Genomic DNA, 16,948 nt, shown 5'->3' on the forward strand with positions numbered 1-16,948 from the left:
AAAAATATGAAAAAATCAATTCAATTATTAGTTTGTGGTGCATTTCTTTTAAGCTTAACAGCTAATGCACAGTCGTCAAATAAGGTAACAGGAAACGGTAAAATAAGTACCGAAACCCGAAACACAAGTGATTATGACGGAATAAAAGTCTCAGGTTCTTTTGATGTAGACCTGGTTTCGGGAAAAGAAGGAAATATTACCCTCAAAGGAGAAGAAAATTTACTTCCATTGGTACAGGTTGAAGTTTCAGAAAATACTTTGAAAATTTCCATGAAGAAAAACACCAATATTCGTTCCCGTCAAAAAATACAAATTACGATTCCGTTCGAAAAAATATCTCAAGTGACTTTATCCGGTTCAGGAGATATTCAAACTAAAAACAATATCAAAAACGATAAATTTTCGGCTAAACTTTCCGGTTCAGGAAACTTTAATTTAGGTATCGATTCCAATGATCTGGATCTTAATTTAAGCGGATCAGGAAATGTACGATTGAAAGGAACAGCCAATAATTTCACCACTAAACTATCAGGTTCAGGAGATATAGATGCAGCGGACTTGAAATCAAAAAATGCTGATATCAACATTTCAGGTTCCGGCAACGGTCGTGTTAACTGCAATGAAACTCTAACAGCAAGAGTATCCGGATCCGGTAATATCAAATATGAAGGGAATCCAGAGAAACGTGATGTAAAAGTTTCGGGTTCAGGAAACATTTCCAAGGCATAAAATCAGCTAACTAAAATCATAAAAAGCAATAATTAATAACGTAAAAACCATGAGAAATTTAATTATTGCTTTTTTATTAAGCATCGGTTTTCCATGTCTAAGCCAGCAAAAAGCAAACTCAATTAGCGAAAAAGAGATCTTTGCCTCTCTCGATAAAAATGCCGCTACATTACTAACCAATTCAAAGGCTTATTCTGTCTCCATTGGTGTTGTAATAGACGATAAAGTCTACACCAGACATTATGGCGAAATCGACAAAGGAAAAGGAAACAAAGCTACTGACGAGACTCTTTTTGAAATCGCTTCTACTACAAAAGTATTTACTGGGACACTTGTTGCAAATGCAGTCCTGGACGGGAAAATAAGATTAGACGATGACATTCGGAAATACCTGAACGAAGAATTTTCAAATTTGGAGTTTCAGAAAAATCCAATAAGAATTAAAAATCTAATTACCCACAGAAGCGGGATATTAACTCCCTTTCCGGATACCAAAGAAATTAGACAAAAATACAGCCCTGACAGCTTTCTTGTTCACAAAAACAGACTTGACAAATCGTATACCAAAACCGATTTTTTTACTGCTCTGCGACAGGTAAAAGTGGACACTCTTCCGGGTACAGCCTTTAAATACGGAGCACTAGGCCCTGAATTGTGTGCCCATATTCTGGAGAATGTTTACAAAAAGAACTACCAGTATTTATTACAGCAACATATTTTTGACAAAGCCGGAATGAAATCCACAAAGGTCAAATTGACTGCTACCGATGTACTTGCCAACGGCTATAATGCAAGCGGATTACTAATGACTCCTTTATCCAGCAATCTTTGGGGTGCTTCTAAGATGCTCAAATCTACTATGAGTGACTTAATTAAATTTATAAAATTTGAACTGGACAGAACGAACAAGGTTGTTATTGAATCCCATCGAAGAATTTATACAAATGGCGATATGGGTTATTTTTGGGAAATTCAACAGTCTCCCGATAAAACTATTGCTTACGCCAAAGATGGAGGCTCTAATGGCACACAAAATATACTTAAAATACACTCAGAGTATAATTTAGGTTTTTCAATTATCATGAATCAAAGTGATAAAGATTCAGGAACACATCTGGAGGCTGTTGCCGAAGGTCTCTTGGCAGATTTAAAACCTGTTGCTAAAAATGCTACGCCCTAAAAAATGCAAAGAATTAGCGTAATCTAAAAACCATTCCTTAAAAAAACCGATAATAATGAGACGGACAATTTACATTTTCCTTCTGGTGCTTTCTTATGCCTTCACTTTTGGTCAGAACAAAGAAAATACAGTTGAAATAAGTGCTTTAAATAGTTTAAAAGCAAGTACAACATCACTTATGGCTCAACATAATCTAAAAGGCTTAAGTGTTGCAGTATTTGAAAATTACAAAATAATCTGGACAAACGAATGGGGAATTAAAGCAGCTGACTCGCCAGAAAAAATCAATGCAAATACGGCTTTTTCTACCGCTTCCATATCAAAGCCCATTACGGCAATAGTTTGCGCTATTCTGGAAGAAAAAGGTTTAATTAATCTGGACGATCCTATTTCCAAATACCTTAAAAGATGGAAATTACCCGAAAATGACTTCACAAAAAGCAGCAATGTAACCTGGAAACAGCTTTTAGCTCATACTGCCGGAACAAGTCAAGGTGGTTTTGAAGATTATTATCAAGGTGATTCAATTCCGACAATTGTGGAGAGTCTTCAAGGAAAATTATTGCCCAGATCCAAAAAAGAAATTGAGTTTCTTTTTAAACCGGGAACCAATTGGGAATACAGCGGCGGTGGATATGTGATCCTTCAATGTGCTATCGAAGACCATCTTGGAAAGCCGTTGGCCCAAATTGTAAAAGAACAGCTGCTTGATCCTTTAAAATTGCAAAACTCAACCATGATTCAACCCAATGAAAACGGATTTTTAACCAATATTGCAAAAGTGCATAATTCAAAAGGAGAAATTATCAAAACCGGAATCCCGATTACGCCACAAGTAGCTCCTTCGGGTTTATGGTCTACTCCCACTGATCTGGCCACTATTGCCATCGAAATGCAAAAGGCTTTATTAGGCAAAGGAAACACTGTAATTTCTACAACCGTTGCTCAAAAAGTGACCCAAATCGTAACATTAAACGGACCAAGAGGCTGGAGTTACGGCTGGCAACGAAGTTTAGGTTGGGGCAATCTGGATTGGTTTACACACGATGGCTCTAACACAGGCGTTGGCGGAGAACTTTTAGCCACTATGAAAAAAGGGAACGGAATTGCGATTTTAGCCAATGGTGACAAACCTAATCGTTATCCTCTCATGAGTTATATCACTAAAGAGATTATAAACAAACTTAATTGGACTATTCCGGTCGATGAACAAACAACTAAAGAAATTCCCTTGCCACTACGTAATGCCATAAAAGGATATTACACCGAAATTCTTTACGGCTATAACCGTCTCGGAACGACAAAAATCTTCGAAGAAAACAAAAAACTATACCTCCATTCCCCTTTCTTCAAAGAAAATTTTGATACCGAAAAAAGCAGCATGTACTATCTAGGCAACAATACTTTTAAGGTTGACAATTACCCAAATAACATTCAATTTAACTTGAATAACAAAAATGAGTTAAAAGGAATCACCATTTCCCGCCAAGGTGATGCGGTTAAAAAACTGGAACTTACATTAGATGAAATCAGGACTCCACAAACCAAGATGATTGAAATTTTTGATAACTCTAAATTTGAAACTGCCGTTGTTGCATTCAAAAAGTTGAGACAAAAATATCCTGATTTTAATTTTGAAGAGGCCATCAACAATTTAGGATACAGTGTTTATAACAAAAAGCAAACCGCTCTTTCGATACAGTTATTTTCACTTAACTGCAGCGAATACCCACAATCCGCAAATGTGTATGATAGTTTGGGCGAAATCTATGAGTTAACCGGAAAATTAGAATTAGCAAAACAAAACTATAAAAAATCATTGGAGTTAAATCCTCAGAACAACAATGCCAGACAGATGATTGCAAAAATTAATACCCTAATGAATCCGTAAAGGATTTATCAGGGTATTACTCTTTATTAAAATAGATTTACAACTGGTCTTTTGACCTACCAATTACTTTGAAGTAGCATTTTTTGGAACTCTTCTCAAAAGAAAAATAGATGTTAAGAAGAAAAGAGCTAAAATAACGATTGCCGCACGCGGGCTTCCGGTAATTTGATCAATAATTCCGTAAACACACATTCCGATTACGATTCCAATTTTTTCCGCAACATCGTAGAAACTAAAAAACGAAGCTGTATCTTCTGTTTCCGGCAATAATTTCGAATAAGTAGAACGAGACAAAGACTGAATTCCACCCATTACAAATCCTGCCATGGTTGCCATTACATAAAACTCAATTGGTAAAGTGATAAAATAGATCAAAGCACAAAATGTAGCCCAAATACCATTGATTACGATCAGGGTTGGGATATTACCCCATTTATTTGAAGCTTTTGAAGTACAAATCGCACCCACAACGGCTACCAACTGTATGATCAAGATACATTTTATTAAACCAATAGTACCATCTTCCTCTGTCTCCCATTGAATCTCCTGAGCCCCAAAATAAGTAGCAACTAACATAACGGTTTGCACCGCCATACTTGAAACAAAAAAACCTCCCAAGTAACGTTTCAATGGAATATTCTCTTTCATAAGACCCCAAACTTTTTTTAGCTCTTTGAAACCATTAAATATAACATCACGTGATAATTTCTGAGTAGTTTCTTTACTTCCTTTAGGCAAGAAAAAATAAGTATACTGACTGAACAGAACCCACCAAACACCAACCATGATAAAAGAATAACGCATTGCTTGCATCTTAGCTGCTCCATTTTCTGCCCCCATAATCATCACCAAATTAATAATTAACAAGAGAACACTTCCCACGTATCCTAATGAATAGCCTTTGGCGCTAATTTTATCTTGTTGTTCCGGAAAAGCAATATCCGGAAGATAGGAATTATAGAAAACCAAGCTTCCCCAATAACCAATTAATCCTAAGAAATAGAATGCCAACCCAACATAAATATTACCCAAATCAAACCAATATAATCCCATGCAGGATAATGCTCCAACGTAACAAAAGAACTTCATAAAAGATTTTTTGTTTCCAACGTAATCCGCAATACCAGATAAGAAAGGGGAAATAAAAGAAACCACCAAGAATGCTGCCGCCGTAATAAAACTAATCAAAGCAGAATTTTTTAAGTGCATCCCAAAAACATCTATATAATGGTTGTCATCTGAGAATAAGCTGTCGTAGAAAATTGGAAATACTGCTGATGCAATGGTAAGTGTATAAACAGAGTTTGCCCAATCGTAAAATGCCCAGGCATTTAGCAATTTTTTATCTCCTTTTTGTAAGTTCTTCATAAAAATGGGTTGGTTAATTAAGCTGCGAATTTATCTCTTTTTTATTAAGAATTCATTATTACAGTATTAAGAACATCATTTTTTATAAAAAAAGAAACTCATCGCACTTTTCAAAGATCAACAAAAATAATAGGGAAAAGCCTTTTTTGTTTAAAGTGTATGGCTTTAAATTATAGCTGTAGGGGCTTCGGCTTCGCTCAGCCTGACAATCGGTGCAAATAAAATGGAGACTTAAAATTGAGATGTCCTGTTGAGCGAAGCTGAAGTGCTTCGCTCAACAGGACAATCGGTATAAAAAAAGCAAAGACTAAAAACACAACCCCAAACCTAAAGTGTCAGGCTGAGCGAAGTCGAAGCCCTATTTAATAACTCCTACCTTAAGTGCCGTAGCTTTTGCTTCAGGTATCAATGCTTTTATGTTTGCAATCCTTGTAGCGTCAGACGGGTGTGTACTCATGAACTCGGGAGTTGATGCTCCGCCGGATTTAGCAGACATTCTACTCCAAAATGCTACAGCGTCATCCGGATTATAACCGGCAATTGCCATAAGTGTCAGTCCAATTTTGTCTGCTTCGGTTTCGTTTCCTCTGCTAAATGGCAGCATAACACCAACCTGTGTACCAAGTCCGTAAGCTTGCGAGAATATTTGTTGTGTTTGTTGTGTTTTTCCACTGGTAGCTGCTCCCAGAGCAACACTTCCGATTTGTTGCAATTGAGCCGCACTCATTCTTTGTGCTCCGTGATTAGCCAAGGCATGCGAAACCTCGTGCCCCATTACGGTAGCTAAACCTGCATCGTCTTTGGTGATCGGCAAAATACCAGAATACACTACAATTTTACCTCCCGGCATACACCAGGCATTAACTTCTTTATTGTCAACTAACTTGTATTCCCAACGGTAGTCTTTTAAATATTGTGTTTGTCCTAAATACGTCAGGTATTTTTCTGCAGCAGCTTTAATTTTCATACCAACAAGTTCTACCTTTTTAGCATCTGCTGTCCCCGTAATCACTTTATTTTCAGTTAAAAACTGGTTATATTGTTGAAAAGAAGACGGAAACAATTCACTGTTTGAAACAAAGTTCAAATTTTGCTTTCCTGTAATCGGATTTGTTGCACAGCCCATCAAAAGAATAACAGCTGTTCCTCCTAACCAATATTTTTTCATAATTCCTGATATTTAAAGTAACAAAAATACGATAATTATGAAATCCATATTTACATAATTCAATTAAAATATATCAAAATAGTACTATTCACCTGTGATATGAAGTTCGCTGAATTCTTTATTTACTATTAAAAATTGATTTTCTGAGAAGCTAACTTCATCAAAAGCTACTTTTTCATTATCAATTTCAATTGCTGTCACTTTAAAAGGCAGTCCGATTAAATTGATTTTATACTTGCTGTAATTTGTTTCGAATTTTCCTTCTTTGTGCAACTGCACAATCAGTTCTTTTTCTTTTCCAATTGTGGTGAAGGACAGAAAGCTATAACGTCCTTTTTTGTAATCGTAACCATCTTGAGAATCTTCGTATACAAACGATTTTTCTTTTCCGTTTTTGAAATACAAATCCAGTGTCAATTCATCAAATTCTAGCTCTCCGACATATTGCTGAACGGGGTATTTTGGAATGATAGCCCCCCCTTTTACAAAAATTGGAATCTCATCAAATTTGGTATCTACCCACACTTCTCTTCCTCCGTTTGAGAACTCATTGGTCCAGTAATTGTACCACTCTCCTCGTGGAATGTACATACGTCTGCCTAACGAGTTAGGTTCCAGTATCGGGCAAACTAATATCTGGTTCCCAAAGATAAATTCATCATTGCGATAATGCGTTTGTGTATCTTCCTGATCGTAATAAACAAGCGGTTTTAACATCGGAATCCCTTCTTCAATATACTGCCAGAACATGGTGTACAAATACGGCAATAATTGATAACGAAGGCTGACAAATTTTCGGGTAATATTGATCACTTCTTCGTCAAAAGCCCAAGGTTCCTGATTCCCATGATCTCCGGAAGAATGTGTTCTGCAAAACGGATGAAATACACCTAATTGAATCCATCGCGCATACAATTCTCCGGTTGGTTGTTCAGCAAAGCCGCCAATATCAGAACCGGTAAAACCCATTCCTGAAATCGACATTCGCTGTACCTGAATATTAGCAATCCACAAATGTTCCCAAGTGGCAACATTATCCCCAGTCCAGGACGAGGTATATCGTTGTGCACCGGAATAGGCCGATCTTGTAATCACAAACGGTCGTTTTGGATAAGCAAATCGTTTTACCCCATGATACGTCGCTCTGGCCATTTGCGTACCATAAATGTTATGCGCTTTTCTATGACTGCACGGATTTCCATCATAAACATGACGAACGTCCATCGGAAAAGTTTTATTTGGAACCTCCATTACGGCCGGTTCGTTCATATCATTCCAAACTCCTTTTACACCAAAGTCTGAAATTAATTCTTTGAATAATCCTGCCCACCATTCTCTTACTGCAGGATTAGTATAATCGGGAAAATTACATTCGCCGGGCCATACCTTTCCTTTCATATAAGGACCATCGGCTCTTTTGCAGAAATAATCTTTCTCTAATGCTTCTTTATAAACCCAATAGTCTTTGTCAATTTTAATACCGGGATCTATGATTACAACCGTTTTAAAGCCGTCTTCAGCCAATTCGGCGACCATACGTTTTGGATCGGGAAAATAGTCTTTATTCCAGGTAAAACAGCGAAAGCCTTCCATATAATCGATATCCAGATAAATCGCGTCACATGGAATTTTGAGCTCCCTAAATTTTGAGGTAATTTCTTTTACTTTACTTTCCGGGTAATAACTCCACTTACACTGATGATATCCCAAAACCCACAGTGGTGGTAATTCGGGTTTACCTGTCAAATCGGTGTAGGTTGTCACAACATCCTGCATTTGGGGACCATAAACGAAATAATAATTCATCTCTCCTCCTTCTGCCCAAAAACTCGTGACATTCCTTCTTTCCTGACAAAAATCGAAAAAAGTTCTAAAGGTATTGTCAAAGAAAATCCCGTAGGATTGTTTGTTATGTAAGCCAATATAAAATGGAACTACTTTATATAGCGGATCTTGTTCTTTTTGAAAAGCATATTGATCTGTGGCAAAATTTTCTACTCTTTTGCCTTTTAAATTCATCTGAGTTGCTTTATCTCCTAAACCATAAAAACATTCTCCATCTTTAGAAGATTTACTCATTTTTACGATGTTGCCACCATATTCATAACTTTCTTCCCAGTGAAAACCAAGTTCGTCTTCCAAAATAAGAAAATCATTTAAATCATAAATGGATAAACGAAGATCAGCCTTTTGAATTTTACACTTTACTTTGCTGGTTCTGATTTGAAAATAAGTCGCTTCTTCTGTTAATTCAAGGAAATTATATCCGTGTAACTGTGTTTTATCAATTGCATATGAAAAATCAGTACTAAAATACCCTTTTGTAGTAAAGCGAAACCGAATTAAACTGTCCCTGAGAATGGTAACTTTTAAGATTACTTTATTGTCTGTGTGAAAAAAAATGGAATCTCCTTCATGTTCATACGAGACAATTTTTGATGGATATAAATCGCCTTTGTATTCTAATGATGTGTTTGTAATCATATCGCTGATAAATTAATTATAACAATTCTATCTCTTTCAAACATACAAAAAAACTAGTTAAACCTCTATAAATATGAGGTTTATTCACGAAAACGTTTTCTTTGTGGGAGTAAACAATTCCATCTTAAAAAAGCAAAAAATCGATAATTTACGAGCCAAAAAATAACAAAATCCTATCGTACAAAAATTGACTGGTTCTATTCAAAAGAATAAATCGTTACACTCAAAGGCGGCAAGGTCAATTCAATCGAATAATCTCTTCCGTCGTACGGTGATGCTTCTATTTTTAGAGATCCCGGATTACTGATTCCGCTTCCTCCATAACTTTTATCATCACTGTTAAATACCTGTTTTAGTTTCCCTTTTTGGTGAATTCCGATTCGGTACTTTTCCCGTATCACTTGTGTGAAATTACAAACGACAATCAAATTTTCTTTTGCAACATTTCCTTTTCGAATGTAGGCCAACACCGCATTTTGATGATCCGAATAATTAATCCATTCAAAACCATCATTGTCAAACTGTTTTTCGTACAATGCCGGATGTGATTTATAGAACTGATTTAAATCTGTAATTACTTTTTTTATTCCCGAATGATAATCGTATTGCAATAAATGCCAGTCAAGGCTTTTTTCAAAATTCCATTCATCACTTTGCCCAAACTCACAGCCCATAAACAACAGTTTGGTGCCGGGATGCGTAAACATATACCCGTACAACAAACGTAAATTGGCAAACTTTTGCCATTCATCACCCGGCATTTTATTGGCAATTGATTTTTTTCCATAAACCACTTCATCGTGTGAAAACGGCAACATGAAATTTTCGCTAAAAGCGTAGGTCATCGAAAAAGTCAATTCGTTCTGGTGGTATTTTCTGTACACGGTCTCTTTTTGAAAATATTTTAAAGTATCGTGCATCCAGCCCATCATCCATTTCATTCCAAAACCCAAACCTCCTGAAAACACAGGTCTTGACACCATCGGAAAAGAAGTACTTTCCTCTGCAATGGTCTGAACTCCTTCGAAATTAGCGTAAATAACTTCATTGAACTCTTTTAAGAAACTAATGGTCTCGAGATTTTCTCTTCCTCCATAAATATTAGCCTCCCATTCGCCCTCTTTTCTGGAATAATCAAGGTACAACATCGAAGCGACGGCATCGACCCTCAAACTATCTGCATGGTACTGTTGCAGCCAGAAAACAGCATTGCTAATCAAAAAGGCCCGAACTTCATTGCGTCCGTAATTAAAAACCAAACTTTTCCAATCCGGATGATAGCCTTTTCTGCGGTCCGGATGTTCGTATAAATGTGATCCGTCAAAAAAGCCTAAACCGTGTGCATCATCAGGAAAATGAGACGGAACCCAATCTAAAATCACCCCTATTCCGGCCTGATGTAATTTATCGACCAAAAACATGAAATCCTGAGGCTTTCCAAAACGGGAAGTTGGGGCAAAATATCCGGTTAGTTGATACCCCCACGAAGGATCATAAGGGTACTCCATAATCGGCATAAATTCTACGTGTGTAAAACCTGTTTCTTTAACATAAGAAACTAAATCTTCGGCAAGCTCCAAATACGTCAAAAAACGATTGTTTTCTCCCCTTTTCCAGGAGCCTAAATGTACTTCGTAAACCGAATAAGGTTTATCAAGACCATTGTGTTCCTGACGCGATTGCATCCAGTTTTCATCTTTCCAGTCATAATTCAAATCCCAGACAACAGAAGCGGTATGCGGTGGTTTTTCGCAGTATAAAGAGAATGGATCAGCCTTTTCGGTTACCACCCCATTTATATTCGATCTAATTTTATATTTGTAAAGTGATCCTTTTTCGATATTGGGAATAAAACCCTCCCAAATTCCGGAAGAATCCCAGCGAACCTCTAGCTGATGCTCGTCCTGTGTCCAATAGTTGAAATCACCAACAACAGAAACGGTAGCTGCTGTAGGTGCCCAAACCGCAAAATAAACTCCTTTTACTCCGTCAACTTCTGTCAAATGTGCTCCGAGCTTTTCATACAGTCTAAAATGCTTTCCGGCCTTGAACAAATCGATGTCAAAATCAGTAAAAAGAGAGTGCGTAATAACTTTATTCATAATTGGTTTTTAAAGGCAACAATTAGATTCTTTTTTATTCTATTCTAAAATTATCAGAAAGTATAACATCTTTTTTAATGACCACAATTCCGTCTTTGATGCTGTATAATTCATTACTAAAGTTGTCCAAATGTTTTCCTCCGTTAATATGAACATTGTTTCCAATACGTACATTTTTATCGACCAGAACATTTTTTATAAAACAATTTTCTCCAATTCCGACGTGAATTTTATTCTTTTCAGTATCCTCTTTCAATTCATCAAGATCCTGATAAAAATCGTTCCCCATCACATAACAGTTTTCAAGAATGGTTCCTTCGCCAATTCTGGAGCGAATACCAATTACAGAGCTCTTAATTTCTTTGGCATTAATAATACATCCCTCAGAAATCAAAGATTGATTGATCGTTGAATTTCTAAATTTAGACGGAGGAAGTAACCTCGGACGTGTAAAAATCTTATTGTCATTGTCAAACAAATTAAACTCCGGAATATCTGCGGTCAACCCAATATTCGCTTCAAAAAAGGATTCAATATTTCCAATATCGGTCCAATACCCTTCGTACTGGTAACTCAAAATTTTATGTTTCCCAACGGCTTGCGGAATAATTTCTTTTCCGAAATCTTTCGTATCCGGATTGGCCATTAACTCTTCAAGCAATTTTTTATTAAAGATGTAAATCCCCATAGAAGCCAAGTATTTTTTCCCTTTGGCTTGCATTTGTTCGCTTACTTCCGATTCCCATTGTGGCAAGAGCGAAGCTTCGGGTTTTTCAATAAAAGCTTCAACGCAACTTTCATGATTGGTTTTAAGAATACCAAATTCAGGTGCGTCTTTTGCGTTTACAGGCAGTGTAGCTATAGAAATTTCTGCATTACTGGCAATATGAGCTTCTAACATTTCATTAAAATCCATTTGATACAACTGATCCCCTGATAAAATCAAAGCATGCTCGAAATCATGTTTTTGAAAATGTGCCATACACTGACGCACAGCATCTGCCGTTCCCTGAAACCAAGTAGGATTATCAGGAGTTTGTTCAGCCGCTAAAATATCAACAAAGGACTGACTGAAAATACTGAAATTAAAGGTGTTTTTAATGTGAGCATTCAAAGATGCCGAATTGAATTGTGTCAATACAAATATTTTAAAAATATCAGAATTAATACAATTTGAAATTGGAATATCAACCAATCTGTATTTTCCTCCAATCGGAACAGCCGGCTTTGATCTGGTTTCTGTTAAAGGGAACAAACGTGATCCTTGTCCTCCTCCTAAAATAATGGCAACTACATTTTTCTTTTTAAACTTCATTTTTCTGAATTATTAAGTTGTAAATTTCGATGTATTCCTCACACACCCTTTCCCAGGAATGGTCGGTCTGCATTCCTCTTTCAATTATTTTATTAAAATTTGATTTATCGGCATAAAGTTTAACCGCCCGATTAATCGAGTAACAAATATCCCCCACAGAAGCCTGATCATGACAAATTCCGTTTCCATTATCGCCAAAATCAATTACGGTATCACGCAATCCTCCGGTTCTTCTAACAATAGGCACTGTTCCGTAACGCAGCGCATACAACTGATTTAAACCGCAGGGTTCAACACGGGATGGCATTAAGATAAAATCAGAACCCGCATAAATCAAATGCGCTAATTCTTCATTATAACCAATAAAAACATTGTAATACCCTTTATAATCATTTCTCAATTGAACCAACTGAGCTTCAATATCTGGATTTCCGGATCCCAAAATCAGAATATTGATACTTTCAAAATTCTCTGATAAAGCCAACGCCGAAGCCTGAGGCAATAAATCACCGCCTTTTTCTTCAAACAGTCTTCCAATAAAGCTGAACAAAGGTTTTGATGGATCCAATTCGAACTCCTCACATAACTTTTCTTTATTCTTCTGCTTTCCGGCAGCAAAAGTTTCGACTGAATAGTTTTCTACAATCATCTGGTCCTTAGACGGATCCCAGATTTCAATATCAATACCATTTAATATGCCTTTTGACTTGTCCCGAACCTGGTTAAATAACGCTTCCAAACCATTTGCAGAACGGTTAATTTCATCCAAATAACTCGGCGAAACCGTAGTAACCGCGTGTGCACATTTAATACCAACAGCCAAAGAATTTATAGCAGTATTCCACTCTAAAAAGCCGACATGAATTAAATCAAACTCAGGCAAATAATGCAGCTTATCAAAACCAAACCAGCCCTGATACAAGCCGTTATGAATGGTAATTACCGTTTTAACCTTTTTTAATCGCTCATATTTATAGGCATACTTTACTAAAAAAGGAATTAATCCCGTATGATGATCATGACAGTTTATTACATCCGGAACCGTTTCGCGAGCTGTAATCCAATCTAAAGTAGCGATCTGAAAAGATAAAAACCGCTCAATATCATCCTCATAACCATAGATATTTGGACGATCAAATAATTCTTTGATCTCAATCAGATAAAGCTCATAGCCTAACTGCTCTGTTGTTTCTTTTAAAACACTGAATGGAAAATCAAAATTCCCCAATTTAACATTTCCCCAATGAACACATTCAAATTCATTTTCTCTTTTAAATTTAGTATCATAACAAGGCACAACCACACGAACCTGATGACCGGCCTTACTTTGATATTTAGGTAATGCTCCTACAACATCTGCCAGTCCACCAACTTTTGCCATAGGGTAACATTCTGCACTTACATGAAATATTTCCATCCTAAAATTTTAAAAACACATTTACTAAACTAAATTCCTGCTGTTTTTTAAAGCAAAAATTTATTAATTGTACTACTTTTATGTTCTTTAAATTTAAGGAAAAATAACCGAAATCTGCGCTTGAGACAAAATTTACCAATATGACAAAAAAGGCTTCCAATCCTATTCAATCTTTAAAAATTCCCCAGTTTATTATTATATCCTGCAAAATTTGCGCTTTTTTCTCTACAAAATTGACCGTAAAGTATGCTGCAAAACTTTTTACAACCCCCATAAAACACAAGGTTCCTAAAAGAGAACTCGATATGGATCACAAAAGCATTCAACACGCCATTCTTGTTCCGGCAATAAATAAAAACATTGTGGTGTATGAATACGGAAAAAGTGATCGGAAGGTTATACTTGTACACGGTTGGTCGGGACGCGGTACCCAATTATTCAAAATTGCCGACGAACTTTTGCGAAAAGGGTATGCTACAGTAAGTTTTGATGCTCCCGCACATGGAAAATCGGATGGAAAAACAACTATAATGTCTGATTTTATAGAATCAGTTTTAGAAATTGAAAAGCTGTATGGCCCTTTTGAATTTGCTATTGGACATTCATTAGGCGGAATGTCTGTTTTGAATGCAATAAAAGATGGACTAAGTGTAAAAAAAGCTGTCGTTATCGGAAGTGGTGATATTGTACAGGATATTTTGGATGATTTTACTTCAAAAGTCGGGTTAAAACCTAAAATGAGTACTCTTTTACGCGATCATTTTGAAAGCCAATATCAGACAAAAATGGATGATTATTCTGCTTACAGAGCTGCTTCTAAAGTTAAAATTCCGGTCTTGGTAATTCACGATAATGATGATCCCGAAGTACCGGTAAAGGCCGCAATTCATATTCACAAACATTTAGAAAACGGAACTTTAGCACTTACAGATGGTCTGGGGCACCGAAAAATCCTTGGAAATCAAAATGTTATCAAAAAAACAATAGAATTCATCGAAACTACTTAATTTTGTGATAGTTATAATTTTTAATTAGTCACTTGTAAAGAAAAACAGAAATGGATTTATTTGAAGAAACACCAAATTGGGAAGTAAAATTGGAGCCTATTTTAAAAAAATACAAAGGTAAAAAGCATCCCTTAGACTATAAAAATACGTATCAGTTACTTGTAATGGTCGTGCTGTCGGCCCAAGATTCTGATGCCAATATAAACACAATTTCGCCCGCTTTATTTGAAAAATTTCCTACACTTGAAAGTTTAGCGTACGCAGATCCCGAAACATTTAAATCGTATATAACCAAGGTCAGAAATTATCCAACAAAATTGCAATGGCTGCTTGATGTCGCTAAAACACTACAAAAGGATGAAAATATTCCTTTGAATATGAAAGAATTAACAGCTTTAAAAGGCATTGGAAGAAAATCTGCTAATGTGATTTTAAGGGAAACCAACAAACCTGCGGAAGGCATTATTGCAGATTTACATGTTATTCGTGTAGCCCCCAGAATCGGAATAATCAAAGAAGCAAAAGACGGGATTAAAGCAGAAAAAGATCTTATGCTTGCGATACCTAAATCAATTTGGTCCGAAATTGGAATGGCGATTTCCTTCCTGGGAAGAGAAACCTGCAGACCAAAACCCAAATGTGAGGATTGTTTAATAACGGATTCCTGTCATTATTATACCACTCAAATACAATAGGTTAGTACTATTTCCTTCTTGTATCAATTAAATAAATGATTTTCCAGGTCTCTTTTTCTTTAAACAAAGTAAATGTATTTACTCCTGTATGACTCAATTTGCCATTAAGATAAAACTCATAAGGAGCCCAAACATGAGCCATAGACCCGTCTATTTGAATGTTATAATCTAAAATTTTCTCCTTAAAATTGACACTGGCAGGAATTGATACGATGGATTTGTAAAAATCTTTTGCTTTTTCATCAGATAATTTGTTTCCTTTCAGAGAATTCTCACTGATAGACTGCAGAATAATTTTATCCGAACAAACAGATTTAATTTTCATCGAATCTTTTTCATGAAAACCTTCAAAAAATAATTCAATAGACCTTTGGACTTCTTGTTTTTGTGCATTCGTTATTAATCCAATAAATAGAAACACAACAAGGATATAATTTTTCATAAACCTTTCTTTTTTCTTAAACCCCAAACTGAGTCAGATGATGATCCAGATGTTTGGCAAACAGATTATTCCACTCTTTCGAAGTCAGTTTTCCAAAAGAATGTGATTCTTTACCATCAAATTCACTTTCTCCCAATTCCTGAGTTTTAATCAAATACGCAATCAATCTATTTTTTTCGGCCTCAAAATCACGATTCCCTGCAATTATAAATTGTGGCGCCGTTTGATTATTTTTTAAAAAAGGCTTATCACTGACTACTTTATTCTTCACCAATGTCTTAAGAATAAATTTCACAAAGCCACTAGGTTTCGGATGAATCGTATCATAGACCATTTCATACGCTACATTGCAATGAGCAAACATCTGATCTACAGACATTTTACCCCAAAGTCCTTTTGAATCCAAGTTCAACTGATTAATTCGATTAATGAATTGATCACAATCTTCTCTAAGAAAAATATTTTGCATAATTCTACTATTCTATAGTTAAGTAAAAATATAAAATTTATTCCCAAAATAGTAAATAGGATTTTAAAATTGCCCTAATTTTTGCAAAAACTTCTATTTAGCAAGAAAACAAGGTTGCAAAATGGCGTTTCTTATATGTAGTACTGCTTAACCGCAAAGCACGCAAGGATTTACGCAAGGCTCGCAAAGTAAGCTTAATTGAACTTACATCACTTATATGGTTTAAAAAAGAAAACAACCAAAAAGTATATAAAACAAAAAACCCTATCCGATTTGGATAGGGTTTTTAAAAGAAAGGCGACGACATACTCTCCCACATAACTGCAGTACCATCTGCGCAGGCGGGCTTAACTACTCTGTTCGGGATGGGAAGAGGTGAGCCCCGCCGCAATAACCACCTTAAGGTCGTTGTTACTTGAGGTAACGTACAATTAATTAAAAATTTATAATTAATAATTAAATAATTGCAACAATATCTTAACATACTGAGATAAAGAAAGTATTTTATTTTAGAAAGTTTCTTCCCCACACCGAAGTGTGGGGAAAAGGGTGTACATAAGCTTACGGATTATTAGTACTACTCGACTATGACATTACTGCCTTTACATCTATAGCCTATCAACGTGGTCATCTTCCACGATCCTTAAAAGAAATCTCATCTTGTGGTGGGTTTCGCGCTTA

Annotated in this window: 13 protein-coding genes and 2 rRNA genes; 5 read left to right on the forward strand and 10 right to left on the reverse strand. The window is 36.0% G+C overall.

All coding sequences use genetic code 11. The features are described from left to right. Window positions 1–6: 6 nt before the first annotated feature. From AB674_RS20505 to AB674_RS20515, 3 genes are read left to right on the forward strand one after another with little or no spacing between them, the layout of a single operon-like run. Window positions 7–729 (forward strand): head GIN domain-containing protein, encoded by a 723-nt coding sequence (locus tag AB674_RS20505; RefSeq protein ID WP_047779162.1) that lies wholly within the window; start codon window positions 7–9, stop codon window positions 727–729. 49 nt (window positions 730–778) lie between these two features. After that, a complete protein-coding gene (locus tag AB674_RS20510) occupies window positions 779–1,909 on the forward strand; it encodes a serine hydrolase domain-containing protein (RefSeq protein ID WP_047779163.1) in 1,131 nt (376 codons plus the stop codon). A gap of 55 nt (window positions 1,910–1,964) precedes the next feature. Beyond that, the gene (locus tag AB674_RS20515) at window positions 1,965–3,800 is read left to right on the forward strand and encodes a serine hydrolase (protein WP_053004345.1); all 1,836 of its coding nucleotides are present in this window, start codon (window positions 1,965–1,967) and stop codon (window positions 3,798–3,800) included. Window positions 3,801–3,863: 63 nt separating this feature from the next. On the opposite strand, the gene AB674_RS20520 is transcribed toward AB674_RS20515, so the two are convergent. The 6 genes from AB674_RS20520 to AB674_RS20545 form a co-directional block, all read right to left on the reverse strand. Next, entirely contained in the window at window positions 3,864–5,168 is a 1,305-nt protein-coding gene (locus AB674_RS20520) for an MFS transporter (protein ID WP_047779164.1), read from the reverse strand. Between the two features lie 358 nt (window positions 5,169–5,526). After that, entirely contained in the window at window positions 5,527–6,336 is an 810-nt protein-coding gene (locus tag AB674_RS20525) for a M48 family metallopeptidase (protein WP_047779165.1), read from the reverse strand. A gap of 84 nt (window positions 6,337–6,420) precedes the next feature. Then, complete coding sequence (locus tag AB674_RS20530; RefSeq protein ID WP_047779166.1) at window positions 6,421–8,820, reverse strand: glycoside hydrolase family 31 protein; 2,400 nt, start codon at window positions 8,818–8,820, stop codon at window positions 6,421–6,423. A 197-nt stretch (window positions 8,821–9,017) separates the two neighbouring features. Continuing rightward, window positions 9,018–10,922 (reverse strand): 1,4-alpha-glucan branching protein GlgB, encoded by a 1,905-nt coding sequence (gene glgB / locus AB674_RS20535; protein WP_047779167.1) that lies wholly within the window; start codon window positions 10,920–10,922, stop codon window positions 9,018–9,020. 34 nt (window positions 10,923–10,956) lie between these two features. Next, window positions 10,957–12,237, reverse strand: coding sequence for a glucose-1-phosphate adenylyltransferase (locus tag AB674_RS20540; RefSeq protein ID WP_047779168.1), 1,281 nt, complete (start codon window positions 12,235–12,237; stop codon window positions 10,957–10,959). Continuing rightward, window positions 12,227–13,654, reverse strand: a complete 1,428-nt coding sequence (locus AB674_RS20545; protein WP_047779169.1) for a glycogen synthase — start codon at window positions 13,652–13,654, stop codon at window positions 12,227–12,229. The genes AB674_RS20540 and AB674_RS20545 overlap by 11 nt, the downstream gene beginning before the upstream one ends. 140 nt (window positions 13,655–13,794) lie before the next feature. Here AB674_RS20545 and AB674_RS20550 point away from each other — a divergent pair, with 140 nt between their 5' ends. Both AB674_RS20550 and AB674_RS20555 read left to right on the forward strand, forming a co-directional pair. Beyond that, complete coding sequence (locus AB674_RS20550) at window positions 13,795–14,661, forward strand: alpha/beta hydrolase (RefSeq protein WP_047779170.1); 867 nt, start codon at window positions 13,795–13,797, stop codon at window positions 14,659–14,661. Between the two features lie 50 nt (window positions 14,662–14,711). Then, a complete protein-coding gene (locus tag AB674_RS20555) occupies window positions 14,712–15,356 on the forward strand; it encodes an endonuclease III domain-containing protein (RefSeq protein ID WP_047779171.1) in 645 nt (214 codons plus the stop codon). 7 nt (window positions 15,357–15,363) lie between these two features. On the opposite strand, the gene AB674_RS20560 is transcribed toward AB674_RS20555, so the two are convergent. The 4 genes from AB674_RS20560 to AB674_RS20575 all read right to left on the reverse strand — a co-directional run. Further along, window positions 15,364–15,798 carry a 3-methyl-2-oxobutanoate hydroxymethyltransferase gene (locus AB674_RS20560; RefSeq protein ID WP_047779172.1) on the reverse strand — a complete coding sequence of 145 codons (435 nt, stop codon included), beginning with the start codon at window positions 15,796–15,798 and terminating at the stop codon, window positions 15,364–15,366. Window positions 15,799–15,814: 16 nt separating this feature from the next. Then, the gene (locus AB674_RS20565; protein ID WP_047779173.1) at window positions 15,815–16,267 is read right to left on the reverse strand and encodes a DUF1569 domain-containing protein; all 453 of its coding nucleotides are present in this window, start codon (window positions 16,265–16,267) and stop codon (window positions 15,815–15,817) included. A 292-nt stretch (window positions 16,268–16,559) separates the two neighbouring features. Then, a 5S ribosomal RNA gene (rrf, locus tag AB674_RS20570) occupies window positions 16,560–16,669 on the reverse strand. Between the two features lie 149 nt (window positions 16,670–16,818). Further along, a 23S ribosomal RNA gene (locus AB674_RS20575) occupies window positions 16,819–16,948 on the reverse strand; the annotation flags it as partial.

The sequence above is a fragment of the Flavobacterium sp. ABG genome (assembly GCF_001027725.1).
In the GTDB taxonomy this organism is placed as follows: Bacteria; Bacteroidota; Bacteroidia; order Flavobacteriales; family Flavobacteriaceae; genus Flavobacterium; species Flavobacterium cupriresistens.

Bases quoted from the DNA above. Each gene is read 5' to 3' on its own strand.
- AB674_RS20505 (WP_047779162.1), top strand. From the start codon at position 7: ATGAAAAAATCAATTCAATTATTAGTTTGTGGTGCATTTCTTTTAAGC.
- AB674_RS20510 (WP_047779163.1), top strand. From the start codon at position 779: ATGAGAAATTTAATTATTGCTTTTTTATTAAGCATCGGTTTTCCATGT.
- AB674_RS20515 (WP_053004345.1), top strand. From the start codon at position 1,965: ATGAGACGGACAATTTACATTTTCCTTCTGGTGCTTTCTTATGCCTTC.
- AB674_RS20520 (WP_047779164.1), bottom strand. From the start codon at position 5,168: ATGAAGAACTTACAAAAAGGAGATAAAAAATTGCTAAATGCCTGGGCA.
- AB674_RS20525 (WP_047779165.1), bottom strand. From the start codon at position 6,336: ATGAAAAAATATTGGTTAGGAGGAACAGCTGTTATTCTTTTGATGGGC.
- AB674_RS20530 (WP_047779166.1), bottom strand. From the start codon at position 8,820: ATGATTACAAACACATCATTAGAATACAAAGGCGATTTATATCCATCA.
- glgB (WP_047779167.1), bottom strand. From the start codon at position 10,922: ATGAATAAAGTTATTACGCACTCTCTTTTTACTGATTTTGACATCGAT.
- AB674_RS20540 (WP_047779168.1), bottom strand. From the start codon at position 12,237: ATGAAGTTTAAAAAGAAAAATGTAGTTGCCATTATTTTAGGAGGAGGA.
- AB674_RS20545 (WP_047779169.1), bottom strand. From the start codon at position 13,654: ATGGAAATATTTCATGTAAGTGCAGAATGTTACCCTATGGCAAAAGTT.
- AB674_RS20550 (WP_047779170.1), top strand. From the start codon at position 13,795: ATGACAAAAAAGGCTTCCAATCCTATTCAATCTTTAAAAATTCCCCAG.
- AB674_RS20555 (WP_047779171.1), top strand. From the start codon at position 14,712: ATGGATTTATTTGAAGAAACACCAAATTGGGAAGTAAAATTGGAGCCT.
- AB674_RS20560 (WP_047779172.1), bottom strand. From the start codon at position 15,798: ATGAAAAATTATATCCTTGTTGTGTTTCTATTTATTGGATTAATAACG.
- AB674_RS20565 (WP_047779173.1), bottom strand. From the start codon at position 16,267: ATGCAAAATATTTTTCTTAGAGAAGATTGTGATCAATTCATTAATCGA.